This window comes from Streptomyces sp. NPDC001493 (genome assembly GCF_053597235.1).
On sequence record NZ_JBSFHV010000015.1, the window covers coordinates 118210 to 140520 of the forward strand.

General features: G+C 72.6%; 19 protein-coding genes. 9 read left to right on the forward strand and 10 right to left on the reverse strand.

The features are described from left to right. Positions 1–61: 61 nt before the first annotated feature. Genes ACWCWD_RS21945 through ACWCWD_RS21985 form a run of 9 tightly spaced genes read right to left on the reverse strand, consistent with a single transcriptional unit; the run spans position 62 to position 8916 of the window. Positions 62–1735 carry a complex I subunit 4 family protein gene (locus ACWCWD_RS21945; protein ID WP_450774829.1) on the reverse strand — a complete coding sequence of 558 codons (1674 nt, stop codon included), beginning with the start codon at positions 1733–1735 and terminating at the stop codon, positions 62–64. Positions 1736–1762: 27 nt separating this feature from the next. Further along, the gene (locus ACWCWD_RS21950) at positions 1763–3775 is read right to left on the reverse strand and encodes an NADH-quinone oxidoreductase subunit 5 family protein (protein ID WP_450774686.1); all 2013 of its coding nucleotides are present in this window, start codon (positions 3773–3775) and stop codon (positions 1763–1765) included. Beyond that, entirely contained in the window at positions 3772–4206 is a 435-nt protein-coding gene (nuoK, locus tag ACWCWD_RS21955; protein WP_450774688.1) for an NADH-quinone oxidoreductase subunit NuoK, read from the reverse strand. The genes ACWCWD_RS21950 and nuoK overlap by 4 nt, the downstream gene beginning before the upstream one ends. After that, a complete protein-coding gene (locus ACWCWD_RS21960; RefSeq protein ID WP_450774691.1) occupies positions 4206–4925 on the reverse strand; it encodes an NADH-quinone oxidoreductase subunit J family protein in 720 nt (239 codons plus the stop codon). Before ACWCWD_RS21960 ends, nuoK begins: the two co-directional genes overlap by 1 nt. Next, complete coding sequence (locus ACWCWD_RS21965) at positions 4922–5533, reverse strand: 4Fe-4S binding protein (RefSeq protein ID WP_450774693.1); 612 nt, start codon at positions 5531–5533, stop codon at positions 4922–4924. Before ACWCWD_RS21965 ends, ACWCWD_RS21960 begins: the two co-directional genes overlap by 4 nt. Then, the gene (locus tag ACWCWD_RS21970; RefSeq protein WP_450774695.1) at positions 5533–6501 is read right to left on the reverse strand and encodes a complex I subunit 1/NuoH family protein; all 969 of its coding nucleotides are present in this window, start codon (positions 6499–6501) and stop codon (positions 5533–5535) included. The genes ACWCWD_RS21965 and ACWCWD_RS21970 overlap by 1 nt, the downstream gene beginning before the upstream one ends. Further along, positions 6498–7826: an NADH-quinone oxidoreductase subunit C gene (locus ACWCWD_RS21975; protein WP_450774831.1), complete on the reverse strand. Its 1329-nt coding sequence runs from the start codon at positions 7824–7826 to the stop codon at positions 6498–6500. The genes ACWCWD_RS21970 and ACWCWD_RS21975 overlap by 4 nt, the downstream gene beginning before the upstream one ends. 23 nt (positions 7827–7849) lie before the next feature. Next, positions 7850–8524 (reverse strand): NADH-quinone oxidoreductase subunit B, encoded by a 675-nt coding sequence (locus ACWCWD_RS21980; protein WP_450774697.1) that lies wholly within the window; start codon positions 8522–8524, stop codon positions 7850–7852. Next, positions 8515–8916 (reverse strand): NADH-quinone oxidoreductase subunit A, encoded by a 402-nt coding sequence (locus tag ACWCWD_RS21985; protein WP_386888201.1) that lies wholly within the window; start codon positions 8914–8916, stop codon positions 8515–8517. The genes ACWCWD_RS21980 and ACWCWD_RS21985 overlap by 10 nt, the downstream gene beginning before the upstream one ends. 226 nt (positions 8917–9142) lie before the next feature. Here ACWCWD_RS21985 and ACWCWD_RS21990 point away from each other — a divergent pair, with 226 nt between their 5' ends. From ACWCWD_RS21990 to ACWCWD_RS22015, 6 genes are all read left to right on the forward strand, one after another. Next, complete coding sequence (locus ACWCWD_RS21990) at positions 9143–10396, forward strand: sensor histidine kinase (protein WP_450774699.1); 1254 nt, start codon at positions 9143–9145, stop codon at positions 10394–10396. Between the two features lie 337 nt (positions 10397–10733). Beyond that, positions 10734–12173, forward strand: a complete 1440-nt coding sequence (locus ACWCWD_RS21995; protein ID WP_450774701.1) for a sensor histidine kinase — start codon at positions 10734–10736, stop codon at positions 12171–12173. Between the two features lie 70 nt (positions 12174–12243). Further along, a complete protein-coding gene (locus tag ACWCWD_RS22000) occupies positions 12244–13125 on the forward strand; it encodes an aminoglycoside phosphotransferase (protein ID WP_450774703.1) in 882 nt (293 codons plus the stop codon). 528 nt (positions 13126–13653) lie between these two features. Then, positions 13654–14313, forward strand: coding sequence for a response regulator (locus ACWCWD_RS22005; protein ID WP_390959932.1), 660 nt, complete (start codon positions 13654–13656; stop codon positions 14311–14313). Between the two features lie 360 nt (positions 14314–14673). Further along, entirely contained in the window at positions 14674–16620 is a 1947-nt protein-coding gene (locus ACWCWD_RS22010) for a 2-oxoacid:acceptor oxidoreductase subunit alpha (RefSeq protein WP_450774705.1), read from the forward strand. Continuing rightward, positions 16613–17674, forward strand: coding sequence for a 2-oxoacid:ferredoxin oxidoreductase subunit beta (locus tag ACWCWD_RS22015; protein ID WP_450774707.1), 1062 nt, complete (start codon positions 16613–16615; stop codon positions 17672–17674). The genes ACWCWD_RS22010 and ACWCWD_RS22015 overlap by 8 nt, the downstream gene beginning before the upstream one ends. Before the next feature lie 201 nt (positions 17675–17875). Here the strand turns inward: ACWCWD_RS22015 and ACWCWD_RS22020 are convergent, their stop codons facing one another. Further along, positions 17876–18283, reverse strand: coding sequence for a winged helix-turn-helix transcriptional regulator (locus tag ACWCWD_RS22020; protein WP_450774709.1), 408 nt, complete (start codon positions 18281–18283; stop codon positions 17876–17878). A 158-nt stretch (positions 18284–18441) separates the two neighbouring features. On the opposite strand from ACWCWD_RS22020, the gene ACWCWD_RS22025 reads away from it, so the two are divergent. From ACWCWD_RS22025 to ACWCWD_RS22035, 3 genes are all read left to right on the forward strand, one after another. Then, the gene (locus ACWCWD_RS22025; protein WP_450774711.1) at positions 18442–19302 is read left to right on the forward strand and encodes an SDR family oxidoreductase; all 861 of its coding nucleotides are present in this window, start codon (positions 18442–18444) and stop codon (positions 19300–19302) included. 172 nt (positions 19303–19474) lie between these two features. Further along, on the forward strand, positions 19475–20482 hold the full coding sequence (rarD, locus tag ACWCWD_RS22030; RefSeq protein ID WP_450774713.1) for an EamA family transporter RarD: 1008 nt from the start codon (positions 19475–19477) through the stop codon (positions 20480–20482). A 70-nt stretch (positions 20483–20552) separates the two neighbouring features. Beyond that, positions 20553–22145 carry an FAD-dependent monooxygenase gene (locus ACWCWD_RS22035; protein ID WP_450774715.1) on the forward strand — a complete coding sequence of 531 codons (1593 nt, stop codon included), beginning with the start codon at positions 20553–20555 and terminating at the stop codon, positions 22143–22145. Positions 22146–22311 lie beyond the last annotated feature (166 nt).

A 22311-nucleotide genomic window follows, 5' to 3' on the forward strand; every position in this document is an offset into this window, starting at 1 on the left:
GCCGGTCCCGTCGTGGCGGGGCCCGGGGCCGCTCCGACGGCGGCGGTCACGAGGTCCGTGATCACGACTTGCCTCCTGCGAGGAGCTTCTGCACGGCCGGGTCGGTGAGTCCCAGGAGGACGGCGGGCCAGAGTCCGGCGAGGACGGTGAGGGCGACGAGCGGGGTCCAGGCGGCGAACTCGTACGGGCGGACGTCGGCGATCTCCGCGGTGGCGGCCGCCCGGTCGACGGTGAGCGTGGCCACCGCGGTCGCCGTGGTGCCCGCGGTCACCTCGGTGCCCTCGGGTGCCGAGGGCTCCTGCTGCGTGGTGCCGAGGCCGGTGCCGCCGCTCGGGCGCGCGGGCGGTTCGCCCATGCAGACCCGGCGGACCACGACGAGCATGTACGCGGCGGTGAGCAGGGTGCCGAACGCGCCGATCGCGGTGAACGTCAGGAACGCGGGGCGGCTGAGGCCCCCGGCCGGGTCGAACGCGCCGAAGAGGGTGAGCATCTCGCCCCAGAACCCGGCGAGGCCGGGGAGCCCGAGGGAGGCCACGGCGGCGAAGGCGAGCAGGGCGCCGAGGCGGGGGGCGCGGCCGTAGAGGGCGGCGCCGGTGGCCCCGGCGAGGGTGTCGAGGTCGGCGGTGCCGTGCCGGTCCTTCACCGCGCCGACCAGGAAGAACAGCAGGCCGGTGATGAGGCCGTGGGCGATGTTGGCGAAGAGCGCGCCGTTGACGCCGGTGGGGGTCATCGAGGCGATGCCGAGGAGCACGAAGCCCATGTGGCCGACGGAGGAGTACGCGATCAGGCGCTTGAGGTCGCCCTTGGCGCCCGGGCGGGCGAGGGCGAGGCAGGCGAGCGATCCGTAGACGATCCCGGCGACCGCGAGGGCGCCGAGGTACGGCGCGAAGGTGTGCATGCCCTCGGGGGCGACCGGCAGGAGCACGCGGACGAATCCGTACGTGCCCATCTTCAGCATCACGCCCGCCAGCAGCACCGAGCCGACCGTGGGGGCGGCGGTGTGCGCGTCGGGGAGCCAGCTGTGCAGCGGCCACATCGGGGTCTTCACGGCGAGCCCGATCCCGATCGCCAGAACGGCGATGACCTGCACGGACGTGGAGAGGCCGCGGCCGTTGTCAGTGGCGAGTGCCACCATGTCGAACGTGCCGCTGTTCACTCCCACGAGCAGCAGTCCGAGCAGCATGACCACGGAGCCGAGCACCGTGTAGAGGACGAATTTCGAGGCCGCGGCCTGCTTGCCCTCGCCGCCCCAGCGGGCGATGAGGAAGTACATCGGGATGAGGACCATCTCGAAGGCGAGGAAGAAGAGCAGCAGGTCCAGCACGGCGAAGGTCGCCAGCGTGCCGGACTCCAGCAGCAGGATCAGGGCGACGAAGGCCTTCGGGGACGGGCCCGCGGGCATCTTGAAGTAGCTGTACAGCGCGCAGAGGAAGGTCAGGAGCGCGGTGAGCACGACCAGGGGGAGAGAGATGCCGTCGATGCCGAGGTGGATGCGGACGTCCAGCGCCGGGATCCAGCCGATGTCGGTGGTGGCCTGCATCGTCGACGCGTGGTCGCGGTCGAAGCCGGCCGCCAGCACCAGGGTGACGAGGAGGATCGCGCCGGTCACGGTCACGCCGTGGCGGAGCACGGCCTGGTCGGGGTCACGGCCCTTCAGTCCGGGCGGGGCGGGGAGCAGGGCGGCGACGGCGCCCACCAGCGGGCCGACGACGGCCAGTGCCAGCAGGGCCTGCATCACGGACGGGCTGATATCGATCACGGTTCACGCCCCGGCGTTGACGTTGGCATAGACGACGACGGCGATCGTCAGGACGAGGGACCCGGCGAGCAGGGCGGAGACGTAGGTCTGCGCGTTGCCGGTCTGGGCGCGGCGGACGGCGGTGCCGAGCAGCCGTGCGGTGGTGCCCGAGCCGCGTACGTACGTGTCGACGACCTCGCGGTCCAGGAAGCGGACGAGGCGGGCGGCGGACAGCACGGGGCGCACGAAGAGCCGTGAGTACAGGGCGTCCAGGTGGAATCCGGCTGCCGCGGGGGCGTGCAGGGGGCCGAGCAGCAGGCGTCCGGGGTCGGCCGGGTCGGCGGCGTCCGCGATGTCGTCGTGGACGGCGGCGTGGGCGCTGATGGCCTCGGCCTCCACCAGGGCGGGCTCGGCCTCCGGGTGGGCGCTGACGGCGTCGGTGTACGGCGAGGGCGCCCCGGCGGCGGCGTGCGCGGTGGTGTGCCGCCACGCCGCGTAGGTGACGAGTCCGCCGATGAGTCCGACGCCCGTGGAGAGGATGGCGGTGGTCAGCGTCGGGGTGAGGCGGTGTCCGTCGAACCAGTCGCCGATCACCCCGACGGTCAGGCCGAAGCCGAGGGTGGGGACGGCCAGGACCCAGAGCACGGAGGTCATCGCGGCGGGCTGCCTGCCGTGGTCCGGCACGGCGGGGCCGCGGCCCCGGAAGGTGAGCAGCCAGAGCCGCATGGCGTATCCGGCGGTGAGCACGGCGGCCAGCAGCCCGGCGATCAGGATCGTCCAGCCGGCGGCGGCCGGGGCGACGTGGCGGTCGCCGAGGGCGGTGTGCTCGGCGGCGACGAGGACGGCTTCCTTGGAGAAGAAGCCGGCGAACGGCGGGATGGCGGCCAGTGCCAGCAGGGCGACGGTCATCGTCCAGTAGGCGTCGGGGATGCGCTTGGCCAGGCCGCCCATGCGGGACATGGCGGCGAGCGAGTTGGTGCCGGTGGCGTGGATGACGACCCCGGCGGCGAGGAAGAGGACTGCCTTGAAGGCACCGTGCGACAGGAGGTGGAAGACGGCGGCCCCCCGGTCGCCGACGGCCAGCGCCCCGGCCATGTAGCCGAGCTGGCCGAGGGTCGAGTAGGCGAGGACGCGTTTGATGTCGTCCTGCGCCAGCGCGGCCAGGCCGGAGCCGACCATCGTGACGGCGGCCATCACGGAGAGGACGACGAGAGCGGCGCCGGAGGCGGCGAAGACGGGCAGCAGCCGCGCCACGAAGTAGATCCCGGCGGCCACCATCGTCGCGGCGTGGATCAGCGCGGAGACGGGCGTCGGACCGGCCATCGCGTCGGGCAGCCAGGTGTGCAGCGGGAACTGCGCGGACTTGCCCGCCACCCCGGCGAGCAGCAGCAGCGCGATGACGGTGGGGTGGTCGAGGCCGCCGTTCGCGACCGCGCCGAGGATGCCGGTGATGCGGAAGGTGCCGGTGTCGGCGGCGAGCGCGAAGAGGCCGATCAGGAAGGGGACGTCGCCGAGCTTGGTGACCAGGAACGCCTTGAGGGAGGCGGCGCGCGCCTCGGGCGTCTCCCAGTAGTGGCCGACGAGGAAGTACGAGCAGATGCCCATGACCTCCCAGCCGACCAGCAGCACCATCAGGTCGCCGGAGTAGACGACGAGCAGCATCGCGGAGGTGAAGAGGGAGACGAGCGCCGCGTAGGAGGGGTAGCGGGGGTCGTCGCGGAGGTACGCGAGCGAGTAGACCTGCACGCAGGTCGCGACGAGCCCGACGAGCACCGCGACGAGCACCGCGAAGCCGTCCAGGTGGAGGGCGAGGTCGATCGGCACCGAGCCGGTGGGGGTCAGCCGGGTCGAGGCGTCGATGGCCCGGCCGCCGCCCTGGCCGACGGCGACGACCACGGCGAGCACGGCCGCGGCGAGCACCGGGAGGACGGCGAGCGGCCGGACGAACCCGGGGACGGTGCGGCCGAGCAGCAGCCCGGCGACGGCCCCGAGGAAGGGCAGCAGGGGGACGAGGACGGCGAGGGTCGTGGTGGTCACGCGGTGGCCTCTGTCTTCCTTGCCTTCCCCGCCGGGGCGGCCGGGTCTGCGGTGGTGCCGGGGGCGCCCTCGCCGAGGGGTTCGCCGTCGCCGGTCCACTCGTCGGGAAGGGCCTCGGCGTCGTCGGTCTCGGCGGTGTCGCGGAGCCGGTCGACGTCGGAGGTGCCGCGGTTGCGGTACACGGCGAGCACGATCGCCAGGCCGATGCCGATCTCGGCCGCGGCGATGGCGATGGTGAAGAGGGTGAGGGCCTGGCCGGCGTGGAGCGAGTCGCGGAGCCAGACGTCGAAGGCGACCAGGTTGAGGTTGACGGCGTTGAGCATCAGCTCGACGGACATCAGGACCAGGATCGCGTTGCGGCGGGCGAGCACGCCGTAGACGCCGACGCAGAAGAGGAGGACGGCGAGCACGGCGGGATAGGCGAGGTGCATCAGCTGGTCCCTTCTTCCGGGGTGCCGGGGGCGGCCGGGTCTCCCGGGGCGCCGGGCCGGTGACCGGCGCGCGTACGCCCGGGGGCGGCGGAGCGGCGGGCGGTGGTGCGGGTGCCGGGTGTGCGGCTGCCGGACGTACGCCGGGCTCCGGGGAGGGCCGCGCGGGTCTCGGGGTCCCGGCGGGACAGCACGATCGCTCCCACCAGGGCGGCGAGCAGCAGCACGGAGAGCGCCTCGAACGGCAGCACCCAGTGGCGGAAGAGGAAAGTCCCGGTGACGGCGGTGGAGCCCTGCGCGGGCCCGTCCAGCCCGATCCACGTGGTGCGGAACGCGTCCACGACGACCCAGACGAGGGCCGCCGCCGCGGCGGCCGCCACGCCGAGCGCGACCCACCGGTTCTCCGAGTCGGCGTCCGGTGAGCGGCCGATCGGGGCTCGGGTGAGCATCAGGCCGAAGAGGAGGAGGACCACGACGGAGCCGACGTAGATGAGCACCTGGACCCAGGCGATGAACTCCGCCGTGAGCAGGAGGTACTCGACCGCGAGGCCGCCGAGCGTGACGACGAGCCAGAGCGCGGCGTGCACCAGCTGACGGGTGGTGACGGAGACGAGAGCCGCTCCGAGGGTGACCAGGCCGACCAGGACGAACGCGATCTCGACGCCGGACGGGGAGAGGAAACCGGGGTGGGCCGCCGCGCTCGCGGCGAGTGCGGGCATCATGCCTGGCCCTCCTCGTCGTGCGGCTGCTCCTGGGTGGCCTGCCCGGCCTCCCGGGCTGCCTGTTCCGCCTGCTCCTCCTGGACGCGCTGGGCTTCGAGCTTCTCCGCCGTCTTGCGGGCGGCGGCGATCTCCTTCGGCTCCTCGGCGCCCGGGTCGAGCGCGGGAGGCTCCGGCACGGTCCACATCCAGTCGCGGAGCTTGTCGCGCTCGTGGGTGAGGTCGCGGATGTCCGTCTCGGCGTACTCGAACTCCGGCGACCAGAAGAGGGCGTCGAAGGGGCAGACCTCGATGCAGATACCGCAGTACATGCAGAGGGAGAAGTCGATGGCGAAGCGGTCGAGAACGTTGCGGGAGCGCTCGCGTCCGCCGGGGGCGGCGGGCGGGCTCGTCTCCTTGTGCGAGTCGATGTAGATGCACCAGTCGGGGCACTCACGGGCGCAGAGCATGCAGACCGTGCAGTTCTCCTCGAACAGCCCGATGACGCCCCGGGAGCGCGGCGGGAGTTCGGGCTGCGCGTCCGGGTACTGCGCGGTGACCGTCCGCCTGGTCATGGTCCGCAGGGTGACGGCGAGACCCTTGGCCAGGCCGGAGCCGGGGATCGGAGGCACTAGTTGATCGCCACCTTCACGATGCCGGTGAGCGCGATCTGCGCGAGGGCGAGCGGGATGAGCGTGGTCCAGGCGAGCTTCTGGAGCTGGTCCTCGCGCAGGCGCGGGAAGGTGACCCGCAGCCAGATGACGACGAACGCGAGGATCACCGTCTTCACCAGGGTCCAGAGCCAGCCGAGGCTCTCCCCGCCGAACGGGCTGTGCCAGCCGCCGAGGAAGAGCACGGTGGTCAGACCGCACAGGACGACGATCCCGGCGTACTCGGCGAGCAGGAAGAGCGCGAAGCGCAGCCCGGTGTACTCGGTGTACGCGCCGAAGATGATCTCCGAGTCGGCCACCGGCATGTCGAAGGGGGGCCGCTGGAGTTCGGCGAGCCCGGCGACGAAGAAGATCAGGCCGCCGGTGATCTGCCAGGGCAGCCACCACCACTCGAACGCGTCCACGATCCCGGGCAGCGACACCGTCCCGGCGGCCATCGCCACGGAGGCGGCGGCGAGCAGCATCGGCAGTTCGTACGCGAGGAGCTGGGCGGCGGTACGGAGCCCGCCGAGCAGCGAGAACTTGTTGGCGGAGGCCCACCCGGCCATCAGCGAGCCCAGGACGCCGATCCCCATGACGGCGAGCACGAAGAAGATCCCCGCGTCGACGGTCTGGCCGACCGCGCCCTCCTGGGGCCCGACCGGGATGGCGAGCACCACCAGGAGGTACGGCAGCAGCGCCACGGCCGGCGCGAGCTGGAAGATGCGGCGGTCGGCGTCGGCCGGGACCACGTCCTCCTTCTGCGCGAACTTGACCCCGTCCGCGACGAGCTGCGCCCAGCCGTGGAACCCGCCCGCGTACATGGGGCCGAGGCGGCCCTGCATGTGCGCCATCACCTTGTGCTCGGTCTGGCCGACGACGAGCGGGAAGACCAGGAAGACGACGAAGACGATGAGGAGCCGGAGGGCGACGTCGAGTACGTCGTTCACGCGGTATCGCCTCCGGAGGAACGGTGATCGGGGTCTTCGGGCACGTCGGGGGTCACTTCGGGACTTTCGGGCTCTGCGGGCTGTACTGCGGGTTCTGCGGGTTCTGCGGGTTCTGCGGGTTCTGCGGGTTCTGCGGGTTCTGCGGGTTCTGCGGGTTCTGCGGGTTCTGCGGGCTCTGCGGGTTCTGCGGGCTCTGCGGGTTCTGCGGACGGGGTTTCCGGTTCGGGCTTCGCCACGGGCTCGGGTTCCGCCACGGGCTCGGGCTTCGCCTCCGCCTCGGGCTTCGCCGCGCCGGTCCCGTCGTCGAACGCCGGGCGGGCGTGGTGCCAGGGGGCGTCCGCGCTTCCGGCCGTCCGGCGCGGAGCCGGGCTCTCCGGGGTGCCGGAGTCCGGCGCCGGGCCGGTCCGGCGGGTGGCCCCGGTGTCCGTCGCGGGGGTCTCCGTACCGTCCGGGGTGCTCTCCGCGCGCTGGCTGGCGGAACCGGCCGAGACGCTGCGGGACCTGCGCGCGGGCCGTGCGGCCGGTGCGCCCTCGGCCGGGGTCTCCGGTGCGGCCGAAGGTCCGGCCGAAGGTGCCGCCGGGGGCGCGGTCGGGGGTTCGGTCGGCGGTGCGGGCGTGGTGCGCTGTCCCGCCGAGCCCTCGGTGACGCTGCGGGCGCGGCGTACCGGTCGCTCCCCGGCAGCGGCGGCGCCCGCGCGGGCGCCCCGCGCGGGGCGGGCCGGGGCGGGAGGCAGCTGGCCCTTGAGCGGGCCCCACTCGTTCGGGTCGGGGACGCCCGGCGGGAGCATGGTGCGGCGCTTGGGCCCGCCGTGCTCGGACTCGCCGGGCTCCTTGGCGCCGGGCCAGGCCTTGGCGACCCGGGCCGCGAGGACGAAGTCCTTGCGCAGCGGGTGGCCCTCGAAGCCTTCGGGCAGCAGCAGGGGCACCAGGTGCGGGTGGCCCTCGAAGCGGATGCCGAACATCTCGTGGGTCTCACGCTCGTGCCAGGCGGCGCCCGCGTAGACGGCGATCGCGCTGGGCAGCACGGCCTTCTCGTGCGGGACGGTCGTACGGACCAGCAGCCGCCGGACCGTACCGGAGGAGAGCGCGGCCACGTGGGCGCCGACCTGGAAGCCGGTGCCCGGTTCGTCGACGGCGCTCAGCCAGTCGAAGTAGGTGCAGCCGAGCCGGTCGCGCGCGGTTTCCAGCGCGGCGGTCCAGGTGTCGGCGGGTACGTCCACGGTGAGCAGGTCGTACGCGTACGCGGCGGTCGCCCCCTCGCCGAAGAGCCCGGTGACGGCCTCGGCGACGGCCGCCGCGTCGGCGTCGAGCAGCCGGTCGTACAGGCGCGCGGGGTTCTCGGAAGCGTTCACCGCGACTCCCCGGGCTCTGCGGGCTCGGCGGGTGCGGCGGGTGCGGCGACCAGCCCGCTGGTCAGCGCGGCGGTCGAGGGCCGGGCGGCGGGGTCCGTCGCGTAACGCTCCGCCAGGGACTCGCGGGCGATCCGGTCCTGGAGCTTGAGGATGCCCTGGAGCAGCGCCTCGGGCCTGGGCGGGCAGCCGGGTACGTACACGTCGACGGGGATGATCTGGTCGACGCCCTTCGTGACGGAGTACGAGTCCCAGTACGGGCCGCCGCAGTTGGAACAGGCGCCGAAGCTGATCACGTACTTCGGCTCGGGCATCTGCTCGTACAGCCGTTTCACGGCCGGGGCCATCTTGTCCGTCACCGTGCCGGAGACGACCATCAGGTCGGCCTGGCGCGGGCCCGGGGCGAAGGGGATCACGCCGAGCCGCATGAAGTCGTGCCGGGACATCGAGGCGGCGATGAACTCGATGGCGCAGCAGGCCAGGCCGAAGTTGAAGACCCAGAGGCTGTAGCGGCGGCCCCAGTTCAGGACCACCTTCATCGGTTCCGGCGCGAGGCGGGACAGCACGCCGAGCCGTCTGGGTTCCGGCAGCGGGACCGGCCCGGGGCCGGTCACCGCTTCCTGTGTTCCGTTCGCGGGCTGCGGCTCGGGGGTCGGCCGGCTCGTCACGCCCATGTGAGGACGCCCTTCTTCCATGCGTAGAGCAGTCCCACGGCGAGGAAGCCGAGGAAGACGAACATTTCCACCAGGGTGGTCGCGCCGAATCCGGGCGCGGCGAACACGGTCGCCCAGGGGAAGAGGAAGACCGAGTCGACGGCGAAGATCACGTAGAGGAAGGCGTAGACGTAGTAGCGGACCTGGGTGTGTGCCCAGCCCTCTCCTACGGGGTCCACGCCGCACTCGTAGGTGAGGAGTTTCTCGGGCGTCGGTACCACGGGCCTGAGCAGGCGTCCTGCCCCGAAGGCGGCGGCGACGAAGAGCACGCCGACGAGGGCGAGCAGTCCGACCACCGAGTAGCTGTGGAAGTAATCCGACGCGAGAACGGTCGGCTCCGGCAGTTCCGGCACGTCCGCCACGTCCGTTCCTCGCTCCCTCGAACCGTTCGACGATCTGTACGCACGGGAGTCTAGGCCCTGTTAAAGAGACGGTAAGCAGCCGCGTCCCGGGCGGGGACGGGGCAGAGCGCGGCAGAGCGCAGGCTAGGGGTGCGGGGCGGGGGTGGGGTTATCCCCACTTCTTCGCACCCACGAGCCCCATGGCGTGCGCGGGGGTCGGACCGGCAGGCTGGGACACATGACGACGAGCCCCTCCGAGCCCCCCGCCGAGAGCCCTGCCGAGCGCCCCGCCGAGCCCCCCGCCGGAATCACCTCGGCGAGCCTCTCCGAGCCGGACGACCCCCGGCCGCCCCGGCTGCGCCCGGCCCTCGACGTATGGACGTGGAAGGAGATCGCCCATCTGCTGGCGAACCTGCTGACCACGATCATCGGCTTCGTCTACGCGATCGTGCTGGTCAGCGTGGGTGCCGGGCTCTCCGTCACGGTGATCGGGCTGCCGCTGCTCGCCCTCGGCATCCAGGGCTCGCGCGGGCTGGGCAGGTTCGAGCGCGCCCGGGCCCGCGTTCTGCTCGGGGTCCATGTCGGGGAGCCGGGCGCGATCGCGCGGACCCGCCGCGAGAAGGGGTTCTTCGCCTGGCTCTGGTCGGGTCTCGGCGACCGGGTGGGCTGGCGGGCGCTGCTGTATTCGTTCATCCGACTGCCGTGGGGTGTGGTGACGTTCACCGTGACGCTGGTCGGATTCTTCACCTTCTGGCCGGTGCTCCCCTATGTGACGCGGGCGCTCGCCAACGTCGACCGCGCGATGGTCCGGACGCTGCTGGCGCCCTCCGACGAGCTGGAGCGGCGGATCGCCGAGCTGGAGTCGGACCGGGGTGTGGTGGTGGACACGGCGGCGGCCGACCTGCGCCGGATCGAACGCGATCTGCACGACGGCGCCCAGGCCCGGCTGGTGGCGCTCGCCATGGACCTCGGGCTGGCGAAGGAGAAACTCACCGACGACCCGGAGGCGGCGGCCCGGATGGTCGACGAGGCGCACGGCGAGGTGAAGGTGGCCCTCCAGGAGCTCCGCGACCTCGCCCGGGGCATCCATCCCGCCGTCCTCACCGACCGGGGCCTGGACGCGGCGCTCTCCTCGATCGCCTCGCGGTGCACGGTGCCCGTGACGGTCGGCGTCGATCTGCCGGGCCGTCCGGCCCAGGCGATCGAGGGCATCGCCTACTTCACCGTCTCCGAGCTCCTCCAGAACGTCAGCAAGCACAGCCGGGCGCGCTCGGCCGCCGTGGACGTGTGGCGCGCGGGCGACCGGCTGATGCTCCAGGTACGGGACGACGGGCAGGGCGGGGCGCGGACCGGGGGCGGTACGGGGCTGGCCGGTCTGTCGGAGCGGCTGGGCGCGGTGGACGGCCTGCTGGTCGTGGAGTCGCCGGAGGGCGGCCCGACCTCGGTGACGGCCGAGCTGCCGTGGCGCGACGGGGCGGCCGGCCCCGGCTGACACCACCGGAGACCGGAGACCGGAAACAGGAGACCGGAGACCGGAGACCGGAAACAGGAGCCGGAAGCGGCGCGGAGGGTCGGGGCGCGTGTGCCCCGGCCCTCCGCCGTGCGTGCGGCGCGCACGCCGGGGTGGGGGTAACCCCCCGCCGGATACGGAGACCGCCCTCATGGTGCGGCGCGCCCGTACGGAAGAGGCTGGAGTCCTCGGCTGGGAAGCCGCGCGCGGGCCGTGACCACGGGTCCCGTGAGAACGGCATGTGAGGAACGGCCCGTCGTCGGGCTCACCCATCGGGCTCCCCCATGGACTCACCGGAGAACGGAAACGGACGGCAGCGATGGCCACGGCATTCGGATCGGACGCACGGGACGGGCAGGGCGGTGGCTCCACCGGCTCCTGGGACCGCCCCGACGAGAAGGACCGCCCCGTCGAGAAGCACTTCTTCCCGGCCGTGCTCCGCGCGCCGGTCGAGTCGCGGACCTGGCGGGAGTTGCTGTACCTCCTGCTGAGCCTGCCGATCAGCACGGTGCTCTTCGTCCTCGTGGTCACCACGGTCTCGCTGAGCGCCGGCCTGATGGTCACCTTCCTCGGCATTCCGGTGCTCGCGGCGGGCCTGGCGGTGTGCCGGGGCTTCGGCGTCCTGGAACGCCTGCGGGCCCGCGCCCTGCTGCGGCTCGACGTCACCGACCCGGAGCCCGTTCGGGGCCGTACCGGCGGGGTGTTCTCCTGGGCCGGCGCGGCACTCCGCAGCGGCACCTCCTGGCGCCACCTGCTCTACGGGTTCCTGCACTTCCCGTGGGCGGTCTTCGCGTTCACCGTCTCGGTGACGGTGGTGACGACCGCGTGGAGCATGTTCACGTACCCGCTCTGGGCCTGGGTCTTCCCGGCGTACGTGGGGGTCGACGGCCTCCAGCTGTACGGGGACGCGACGCACCGGGTCTACCTGGACTCGGCCTTCGAACTGACCGGGACCTGCGGTGTCGGGCTGGTCCTCGTGCTCGTGTCGCCGTGGATCGTCCGGGGGCTGGCCTCCGTGGACCGGGTGATGGTCGGCGGGCTGCTCGGCCCGTCCCGGCTGGTCTCCCGCGTGGTGGAGCTGGAGTCGGACCGGGGCGTGGTCGTGGACACGGCGGCGGCCGACCTGCGCCGGATCGAACGCGAACTCCACGACGGCGCCCAGGCCCGGCTCGCCGCCCTCGCGATGGAGCTCGGGCTGGCGAAGGAACGCCTCACCGAGGACCCGGACGCGGCGGCACGACTGATCGACGGGGCGCACGGTGAGGTGAAGGTCGCCCTCCAAGAGCTCCGCGACCTCGCCCGGGACATCCACCCGGCCGTCCTCACCGACCGGGGCCTGGACGCCGCCCTCTCCTCCGTCGCCTCCCGCTGCGCCGTCCCCGTCTCCGTCGACGTGGAGCTGCCGCTCCGCCCGGCCCGTGCCGTCGAGAACCTCGCGTACGTGACGGTCTCCGAGCTGCTCCGCAACGTCACCCGGCACGCGGGCGCCACCCGCGCCTCGGTCACGGTGCGTCAGACGGCGGACCGGCAGAAGACCCAGAAGGGTCACGACCTGTCCGGCCGCCCGGGACACCTGGACCGCCCGGACCACCTGGTGATCCGGGTCGACGACGACGGGCGGGGCGGCGCGGACCTGACGGCGGGCGGCGGACTGGCCGGCCTCGCCGAGCGGCTGCGGGCCGTGGACGGCAGCCTCACCGTGCAGTCCCCGGCGGGCGGCCCGACGACGGTGACCGCGCGGCTCCCGTGGCGGGACTGACCGGGGGCTCCCGGCACGTGGGCCGGAATGCGGGTGCGCCGGGCGCGGTGGCACGGGCAGGATGCCCGGCATGACCGAGCAGCCGAGCGCCCCCGTCCCGCCCCGCGCCGTCCTCGACGCCTTCGGAGTCGCGGGCACGCCCGTCCCCCTGGCCGGTGGCCAGGGGCAGAGCGTTCTCGTCGGCGGGTACGTGTTCAAGCCCGACGGGGGAACGGAGGCCGAGGCCGAGTGGGCCGCCTCCCTGTTCGAGGCGTTGGCGCCGGGCCCCGGGTTCCGTGTCCCGCGCCCGCTCCGGGCCACCGACGGCCGGGTCCTCGTGGACGGCTGGACCGCCCACGCGTTCCTGGCCGGCACGCCCGGTCCGGAAGGTCACTGGGCCGAGGTGCTGAGCGCGGGCCGGGCCTTCCACGCCGCGCTGCGCGGTCTCCCCCGGCCCGGCTTCCTCGGCCGGCACACCCACCCCTGGGCGGTGGCCGACCGGGTGGCCTGGGGCGAGCAGGACGCCGAGGTGATCGCCGACCTCGCCGGCCCGTTCTCGGCTCTGCTGGCGCTGAGGCGTCCGGTGCGGCAGGACGCGGCCCAGCTCGTCCACGGCGACCTCACCGGCAATGTGCTCTTCGCGCCGGGCCAGGCGCCCGTGGTGATCGACTTCTCGCCGTACTGGCGGCCCCCGCTCTTCGCCGAGGCCGTGGTGATCGCGGACGGGCTGCTGTGGTTCGGCCTTCCGTCCGGCTTCCCCTCCGGGCACGGGTCCGGGCTTCCGTCCGGGCTTCCGGCGACGGGCGGGGGTCACCCGGACTGGCAGCAGATGCTGATCCGCGCGCTGATCTTCCGGCTCGTCGCGGAGAGCGAGAACGCGGGGCCGGGTGGCCGGGCGCGCCCCGGGGAGGCGGATCGGTACGTCAGGGCCACCGAGACCGTGCTCCGGGGGCCGGAGGCGCACGGGGGGTGAGCCGGGGGGTGAGCCGGGGGTGAACCGCCCGCCCCGTGCCCGTGCCACCGCGCCCTGTCTTTTCCCGACGACCACCACATTCACATGATCGGATTTCCGCATTCCTCTCTGCCGGCCCGATTACCGCCCCGAGTGCCGACCCGAGTGCCGACCCGAGTGCCGACCGACTTCCGACCCGACGAACACCCCCAAAATGCCGAAATCACCGAGACCGCCGAGACCGGCGGGAACGCCGAAATCCCGGACGCGCCGAAAAGTGGCCCATACATGGATAACGGCCCCGGAAAACCGGGCGACAGAAATCCGCCGCACCCACCAACCGCACCCTTTCCCACCAGCTTCTTCTCACCCGCGGATGAACGCACTGCACGCTCTGTCGACGTACGCCCGTACCCCTGCGGGAAACGACCCGACCCCGTTCCGCCCGCACCTCCCCCGGGCTGGGATGCTGGAGACGGACGAGAAAACGCCGGGTGACCGGCTCAGGACGACGACAGCGGTGGGGGAAGCGGCAACGTGGAGAACAAAGTGCGCGTAGTCATCGCCGAGGATTCGGTGCTGTTGCGGGAGGGCCTGACCCGGCTGCTCACCGATCTCGGGCACGAGGTCGTCGCCGGGGTGGGGGACGCGGAGGCGCTGCTCGCGCTGCTGGCGGAGCTCCACGCACGGCAGGAGCTGCCGGACGTGGTGGTCGCGGACGTACGGATGCCGCCGACCCACACCGACGAGGGCGTCCGGGCCGCGGTGCGGCTGCGCAAGGACCACCCGGGCGTCGGGGTGCTGGTGCTGTCGCAGTACGTGGAGGAGCGGTACGCCACCGAGCTGCTGGCCGGCAGCACGCGCGGGGTGGGCTATCTGCTGAAGGACCGGGTCGCCGACGTACGGGACTTCGTGGACGCCGTGGTGCGGGTGGCCGGGGGCGGAACCGCGCTGGACCCCGAGGTGGTGGCGCAGCTGCTGGGCCGGAGCCGTAAGCAGGATGTGCTGGCGGGGCTCACGCCGCGCGAGCGGGAGGTCCTCGGCCTGATGGCGGAGGGGCGGACGAACTCCGCGGTGGCCAAGCAGCTCGTGGTGAGCGACGGCGCGGTGGAGAAGCACGTCAGCAACATCTTCCTCAAGCTCGGTCTCGCGCCGAGCGAGGGCGACCATCGCCGGGTGCTCGCGGTGCTGACGTACCTGAACTCGTAGGGCCCGGGTGCCGGCGCACCTGAACCCGCAGGGCCGCGCCGGGCCGCTCCCGGGCGGCCCGGACCGCCGGCCCGCCCCTCCGAATTCCGGACACCGCGCATTCTTGAACGGTGGTCGGCGCGTTCAATCCTCCCCGGACCGGAAATGTGCGGCCTACGCCAAAAAGACGGGAACGCATCAGCCCTCCGACCTGCCACGGAAGGCTGTAATCGGCAGGAAAATCGGAGTGAACCCGCCTCCCTTCCCGATGTCCCCCATATGATCGACGGAGGAAGGCGCCCCTTACCGACGTAGTGTGGGCCACGGGACCGCCGGTGGACCGGCTGTTCCGCGGCCGCCGCCCACGGGAGGTCCAGTTCAGTGACCAGCCAGGTCAGTAGCCAGGCCGATACGACCGACGAAGCTGTCGTGGGGGAGCAACGTGCTCCCCGTGCGACGAATGCGGAGGTCGGCGTGAAAGAAATCCGTCGACTGGATCGGGTGATCATTCGATTCGCCGGGGATTCCGGCGACGGTATGCAGTTGACGGGCGACCGTTTCACCTCGGAGACGGCGTCGTTCGGCAATGACCTGTCGACCCTGCCGAACTTCCCGGCCGAGATCAGGGCGCCCGCCGGGACGCTGCCCGGAGTCTCGTCCTTCCAGCTGCACTTCGCGGACCACGACATCCTCACGCCCGGCGACGCGCCGAACGTCCTGGTGGCGATGAACCCGGCGGCCCTGCGGGCCAACATCGGGGACGTCCCGCGCGGGGCCGAGGTCATCGTCAACACCGACGAGTTCACCAAGCGCCCGATGGCGAAGGTCGGTTACGCCACCTCCCCGCTGGAGGACGGTTCACTGGAGGCGTTCAACGTCCACCCGGTGCCGCTGACCACGCTGACGATCGAGGCGCTGAAGGACTTCGGCCTCTCCCGGAAGGAGGCCGAGCGGAGCAAGAACATGTTCGCGCTGGGCCTGCTGTCGTGGATGTACCACCGGCCGACGGAGGGGACGGAGACGTTCCTGCGGCAGAAGTTCGCGAAGAAGCCGCAGATCGCGGAGGCGAACGTGGCCGCGTTCCGCGCGGGCTGGAACTTCGGCGAGACGACCGAGGACTTCGCGGTCTCCTACGAGGTCGCCCCGGCCTCGAAGGCGTTCCCGACGGGGACGTACCGCAACATCTCCGGCAACCTGGCCCTCAGTTACGGGCTGATCGCGGCGTCCCGGCAGGCCGGGCTGCCGCTCTACCTCGGCTCGTACCCGATCACTCCGGCCTCCGACATCCTGCACGAGCTGTCCAAGCACAAGAACTTCGGTGTGCGGACCTTCCAGGCCGAGGACGAGATCGCCGGGATCGGGGCGGCGCTGGGTGCCGCGTTCGGCGGGTCCCTGGGGGTGACGACGACCTCGGGGCCCGGGGTGGCGCTGAAGTCGGAGACCATCGGGCTGGCCGTCTCGCTCGAACTGCCGCTGCTGATCGTGGACATCCAGCGGGGCGGTCCGTCCACCGGGCTGCCCACCAAGACCGAGCAGGCGGACCTGCTCCAGGCGATGTACGGCCGCAACGGCGAGGCCCCCGTCCCGGTGGTCGCGCCGAGGACCCCGGCGGACTGCTTCGACGCCGCCCTGGAGGCCGCCCGGATCGCCCTGACCTACCGCACCCCTGTCTTCCTGCTCTCCGACGGCTACCTCGCCAACGGTTCGGAGCCCTGGCGCGTCCCGGACCCGGAGCAGCTCCCCGACCTCCAGGTCACCTTCGCCACCACCCCGAACCACACCCTCGCCGACGGCACCGAGGTGTTCTGGCCGTACAAGCGCGATCCCGAGACGCTGGCCCGCCCGTGGGCGGTGCCGGGGACGCCGGGGCTCGAACACCGTATCGGCGGGATCGAGAAGCAGGACGGCACCGGGAACATCTCCTACGACCCGGCCAACCACGACTTCATGGTCCGCACCCGTCAGGCGAAGATCGACAACATCGCGGTCCCGGACCTGGAGGTGGACGACCCCGCCGGGGCCACCACCCTCGTGCTGGGCTGGGGTTCGACCTACGGGCCCATCACCGCCGCCGTACGGAGACTCCGCGCGGCCGGCGACACGATCGCCCAGGCCCATCTGCGCCACCTCAACCCGTTCCCGCGCAACCTCGGCGAGATCCTCCAGCGGTACGAGAAGGTCGTGGTGCCCGAGATGAACCTCGGCCAGCTCGCGACCCTGATCCGCGCCAGGTACCTGGTCGACGCCCACTCCTACAACCAGGTCAACGGCATGCCCTTCAAGGCCGAACAGCTCGCCATCGCCCTGAAGGAGGCCATCGATGGCTGACACCGCCCACCCCCTCCTCAAGCTCGTCCCCAAGGCCGAGACGCCGCAGACGATGAAGGACTTCAAGTCCGACCAGGAAGTCCGCTGGTGCCCCGGCTGCGGCGACTACGCGGTGCTCGCCGCCGTACAGGGCTTCATGCCCGAACTCGGGCTCGCCAAGGAGAACATCGTCTTCGTCTCCGGCATCGGCTGCTCCTCCCGCTTCCCGTACTACATGAACACCTACGGGATGCACTCCATCCACGGCCGCGCCCCCTCCATCGCCACCGGCCTCGCCACCTCGCGGCGGGATCTGTCGGTGTGGGTGGTCACCGGTGACGGCGACGCCCTCTCCATCGGCGGCAACCACCTCATCCACGCCCTGCGCCGGAACGTCAATCTGAAGATCCTTCTGTTCAACAACCGGATCTACGGACTGACCAAGGGTCAGTACTCGCCCACCTCCGAATTCGGCAAGGTCACCAAGTCGACCCCGATGGGCTCCCTCGACGCCCCGTTCAACCCGGTGTCCCTGGCGCTCGGTGCGGAGGCGTCCTTCGTGGCCCGGACGGTGGACTCCGACCGCAAGCACCTCACCAGCGTGCTGCGGGCGGCGGCCGACCACCCCGGCACGGCACTGGTGGAGATCTACCAGAACTGCAACATCTTCAACGACGGCGCCTTCGAAGCCCTCAAGGACAAGGAACGCGCCCAGGAAGCGGTCATCCGCCTCGAACACGGGCAGCCGATCCTCTTCGGCACGGACGGTTCGAAGGGCGTCGTCCGCGACCCGGCCACCGGCGACCTCCAGGTCGTCGCGGTCACCGAGGAGAACCGCTCCCGCGTCCTGGTCCACGACGCCCACGCCGACTCCCCGACCACCGCGTTCGCGCTCTCCCGCCTCGCCGATCCCGACACCCTCCACCACACCCCGATCGGAGTGCTGCGCAGCGTCGAACGCCCCGTCTACGACACGCTGATGTCCCAGCAGCTGGACACCGCCGTCGAACAGCAGGGCAAGGGCGACCTGGCCGCACTCCTCGCGGGCAAGGACACCTGGACGGTCGTCGGCTGAGCACCGGCACCACGCCCGGCGCACCGGAGCCCGGGTTCCGCTCCCCCGTCACGCGGGGCCGCGGGACCCGGGCTCAGTCGTTCCCGGACTCAGTCACCGTTCCCGGGCTCGGTCACCGTTCCCGGGCTCGGTCACCGTTCCCGGCCTCAGTCGTTCCCGGACTCCGGACCACTCCGGACTCCGGGCCGCGGCCTTCTCCGATCACGCCTCGCGCGCGTCGTACGCCGCCCGCGCGGCGGCGACCGCGTCCACCTGGTGCTCGGACCAGCGGGCCAGCTGCCACACGCGCTCGGCGGCCTCGCGGCCGAGCGGGGTGAGGGAGTAGTCCACCCGGGGCGGGATGACCGGCTGGGCGTCCCGGTGCACGAACCCGTCGCGCTCCAGCGTCCGCAGGGTCTGGGCCAGCATCTTCTCGCTGACGTTCTCGATGGCGCGGCGCAGTTCGCTGAAGCGGTACGGGCGTTCCAGCAGGGCCGCGAGCACCAGCACGCCCCAGCGGCTGGTGACATGTTCCAGCACGACCCGGGACGGGCACATCGCGCGGTTGACGTCCGCTTCGCGGGCTGCCGCCGCCACGAGCTCTCCGGGGGTCTCCGTACGTACCGTCATGACACCACCTTACTTCAAAGTGGGTACTTCCTCAGAGTAAGTACACCTCTTAGGGTGAGTGGAGTAAACAGCCGCGAGTCACCCGATAGCGGGTGAATCACCCATGCGGGACCATGCCGGACCGTGCGGAACCCTGCGCCACGAAGGAGAACCACCCCATGAGCATCGTCGTCACCGGAGCCACCGGACAGCTCGGACGCCTGGTCGTCGAGCAGCTGCTCGCCACCGTCCCGGCCGACCGGATCGCCGCGGTCGTACGCGACGAGGAGAAGGCCGCCCCGCTCGCCGCCCTCGGTGTCGAGCTGCGGGTCGCCGACTACGGCCGGCCCGAGACGCTCAAGGCGGCCTTCCGGGCCGGCGACCGGGTGCTGCTGATCTCCGGCAGCGAGGTCGGCAAGCGCGTGGAGCAGCACACCGCGGTGATCGGGGCGGCGAAGGAGGCCGGCGTGGCACAGCTGGCGTACACGGGCGTCCTGGGCGGGCCCGCGGCCGACTTCCTGCTGGCCGGGGAGCACAAGGTGACCGAGCAGCTGATCCTGGACTCGGGGCTGCCGTACACCTTCCTGCGCAACGGCTGGTACACCGAGAACTACACGGCGAACCTCGCCCCGGTGCTGGAGCACGGCGCGGTGGTCGGCAACGCGGGCGAGGGGCGCATCGCCTCGGCGACCCGGGCCGACTTCGCCGCCGCCGCCGTCGCCGTACTGACCGGCGAGGGCCACCTGAACACCGCGTACGAGCTGAGCGGCGACACCGCCTGGTCGCTGGCGGAGTACGCCGCCGAGATCGCCCGGGCCACCGGCAAGGAGATCGCGTACAAGGAGGTGCCCGCCGCCGTGCACCAGGAGATCCTGGTCGGCGCCGGGCTGCCCGCGGGCTTCGCCGAGATCCTGGTCGACGTGGACGAGGCGATCGGGCGCGGTCTGCTCGCCGGCACCAGCGGCGACCTGGCCCGGCTCATCGGCCGGCCCACCACCCCGCTCGCCGTGACGGTCGCGGAGGCCGTGGCCGCCGCCTGACCGCCCCGCGTACGGGGCGCTCGCGAGGCTCGTACGAGGCGCACGCGCGCCCCGTACGACCGGAGGATGCTCGTGTCATGACCGTTTCCGCGATACGGCAATGACGCGAGCCCTCTTCCGGAGCTACCTTCATGGCGTCGGCGACCGCCGGCCCACGCATGAGGGAGGCCCCGTGGAGGGGAAGGACGAGCAGCGGGCAGGGCTGCTCTACGGAATCGGCGCGTACGGGATGTGGGGACTCGTCCCCCTCTTCTGGCCCCTGCTGAAGCCGTCCGGGGCGGCGGAGATCCTGGCCCACCGGATGGTCTGGTCGCTGGCCGTGGTCGGCGTCGCCCTGCTCGTACTGAAGCGCTGGGCCTGGATCGGCGAGCTCGTCCGCCAACCGCGCAAGCTCGCCCTGATCACCGCCGCCGCGGCCGTGATCACGGTCAACTGGGGCCTGTACATCTGGGCCGTCAACAGCGGCCACGTGGTCGAGGCGTCCCTCGGCTACTTCATCAACCCGCTGGTCACCATAGCCATGGGCGTGCTGCTCCTCGGTGAACGCCTGCGGCCCGCCCAGTGGATCGCGGTGGCGACCGGATGCGCCGCCGTGCTCGTACTCGCCATCGGATACGGCCGCCCGCCGTGGATCTCCCTGGTGCTGGCCTTCTCGTTCGCGACCTACGGTCTGGCGAAGAAGAAGGTCAACATGGGCGGCCTGGAGTCGCTCGCCGCCGAGACGGCGGTCCTCTTCCTCCCGGCCCTCGGCTTCCTGCTCTGGCTCGGTGCGCGCGGGGAGACCACCTTCACCTCCGGCGGGGGCGCCGGGCACGGGCTGCTGCTCGCCTCCACCGGGCTGGTGACGGCGATCCCGCTGATCGCCTTCGGGGCGGCGGCGATCCGCGTACCGCTGTCGACGCTGGGCCTGCTCCAGTACCTCGCGCCGGTCTTCCAGTTCGGGCTCGGGGTGGCGTACTTCCACGAGGAGATGCCGCCGGAGCGCTGGGCCGGGTTCGCGCTGGTATGGCTTGCGTTGACGCTGCTGACCTGGGACGCACTGCGTACGGCACGGCGCGGCCGGGCGGCGGCGCTCCGGCTCGCGGCCGCGGCGGCCGCCGGGACAGGGGCGACGGTGCCGCCCGCGGGCGGCGCGGACGCCGCCGCCCCGGCCGCCACCGGCAGCCCCGCCGAGAAATAGTTACCCGGTTGCGTTTTTGCCTTGGTTGCGTTTTCCTTGGGGGTCTCGTACCCCTGCCCGAGGAGCAGCCATGACCACCGACGTACCGGTCGCCGACGTACTGATCGTGGGCGCCGGCCCCACCGGCCTGACCCTGGCGTGCGACCTCGCGCGCCGGGGGATCGCCGTCCGGATCATCGACAGGTCCGCCGCGCACCCGCGCAGCTCCCGGGCGAAGGGGCCGAACCTGCGGTCGCTGGAGGTCCTGGCGAGCCTCGGGGCGGCCGAGGAGGTGCTGGCGTCCGGGTCGCTGCCGCTGACCATGCGCAAGTACCGCGACCACGTCCCGGTCTCCGACTTCGACCCGTACGCCGACCCCGCCCCGGTCCCCGCCTCCGCCTTCGACTGGCCCCGGCTGATCGCCCAGTGGCGCCTGGAGGAGATCCTCCGCGACCGGCTGGCGAAGGACGGCGTCCAGGTCGAGCTGGGTACCGAGCTGACCGGCCTCGACCAGCACGCCACGGGCGTGACCGCGACTCTCACCGGCGGCGGGACGGTCACGGCGCGGTACGTGGTGGGCTGCGACGGCGCGCACAGCCCGGTGCGCAAGCTGCTCGGCATCCCCTTCACCGGCGAGACGCAGACCGACCAGGTGATGGTCTGCGGTGACGTCGAGATCGACGCGGACGCGCTCGACCGGGACATCTGGCACCAGTGGTTCGACGCCACGGGGGCCGTGATGCTCTGCCCGATCCCGGGCACCCGGGACGGCTGGTGGTTCCAGGCGGGGCCCGAGCGGGACGCGGCGGGCGTGCCGCAGCCGCCGACCGAGGAGGGCTTCCGCCGCCTCCTCGCCCGGCACACCGGGCTCCCGGGCGAGGTCCTCCGGCGAGCCACCCTGCTCTCCACGTACCGCGTCAACGTCCGCATGGCCGAACGCTTCCGGGACGGCCGGGTGCTGCTCGCCGGGGACTCGGCGCACGTCCACTCGATCGCGGGCGGGATGGGCATGAACACCGGCATCCAGGACGCCTTCAACCTCGGCTGGAAGCTCGCCCACGTACTGACCGGGCTCGCGGCACCGGCCCTGCTCGACACCTACGAGGAGGAGCGGCTGCCCGTCGCCGCCTGGACCCTGGAGTTCACCTCCGAGCGGCTGGCCGAGACGATGGCCGCCATCCGCCGCCCCGGCGGCGGCCTGGACTCGGCGACCGCCCCCGAGGCGAGCGGCCTCTCCACCGGCTACCGGTGGAGTTCGCTCGCCGCCGGAGCCCCGGAGACCGGCCCCCGCGCCGGGGACCGGGCGCCGGACGCGCCGTGCCGGTCGGTGGCGACCGGTGCGCCGGCCCGGCTGCACCACCTCTTCGCCGAGCCGCACCCGGTCCTCCTCGGCTTCGGCCCGGAGAGCGAGCCGGTCCTCCGCGCGGCGGTGGAGGCGTACGGCGACACCGTCCGCGTCCACCGGGTGTACGGCCCCGGCGAGGTGCCGGACGGCCCGGCCGGCGTGCTCGACCACGAGGGGCGGGCCCGCGCCGCGTACGAACCCGGCGCGGACGGCACCGTCGTGGTGGTCCGCCCCGACCACCACCTCGGCCTCGTCGCCCCGGCGGCGGAGGCGTCCCGGGTGCGGGAGTACCTGACGGTGCTGTGCGGCGGGGCGGAGGCGGCCACTCCCCGGGGGTGACGTCCGCGGGGCCCCCACGGGGCTCCACGGGGCTCCACGGGGCTTCAAGGCGTCGGAGTGCGGCGCCCGCTGGGCTCCCCGGTGTCGGAGTGCGGAGTCGGAGTGCGGCGCCCGCTGGGCCGAACGGGCGTCGGAGGATCGTTTCGTCAGGGGCTCACGGTTCCCC

Coding starts and splice junctions, on each gene's coding strand:
- ACWCWD_RS21945 (WP_450774829.1), bottom strand. CDS start 1,735: ATGCAGGCCCTGCTGGCACTGGCCGTCGTCGGCCCGCTGGTGGGCGCC.
- nuoK (WP_450774688.1), bottom strand. CDS start 4,206: ATGCACCTCGCCTATCCCGCCGTGCTCGCCGTCCTCCTCTTCTGCGTC.
- ACWCWD_RS21960 (WP_450774691.1), bottom strand. CDS start 4,925: ATGATGCCCGCACTCGCCGCGAGCGCGGCGGCCCACCCCGGTTTCCTC.
- ACWCWD_RS21980 (WP_450774697.1), bottom strand. CDS start 8,524: ATGGGCGTGACGAGCCGGCCGACCCCCGAGCCGCAGCCCGCGAACGGA.
- ACWCWD_RS21990 (WP_450774699.1), top strand. CDS start 9,143: ATGACGACGAGCCCCTCCGAGCCCCCCGCCGAGAGCCCTGCCGAGCGC.
- ACWCWD_RS21995 (WP_450774701.1), top strand. CDS start 10,734: ATGGCCACGGCATTCGGATCGGACGCACGGGACGGGCAGGGCGGTGGC.
- ACWCWD_RS22000 (WP_450774703.1), top strand. CDS start 12,244: ATGACCGAGCAGCCGAGCGCCCCCGTCCCGCCCCGCGCCGTCCTCGAC.
- ACWCWD_RS22015 (WP_450774707.1), top strand. CDS start 16,613: ATGGCTGACACCGCCCACCCCCTCCTCAAGCTCGTCCCCAAGGCCGAG.
- ACWCWD_RS22020 (WP_450774709.1), bottom strand. CDS start 18,283: ATGACGGTACGTACGGAGACCCCCGGAGAGCTCGTGGCGGCGGCAGCC.
- ACWCWD_RS22025 (WP_450774711.1), top strand. CDS start 18,442: ATGAGCATCGTCGTCACCGGAGCCACCGGACAGCTCGGACGCCTGGTC.
- ACWCWD_RS22035 (WP_450774715.1), top strand. CDS start 20,553: ATGACCACCGACGTACCGGTCGCCGACGTACTGATCGTGGGCGCCGGC.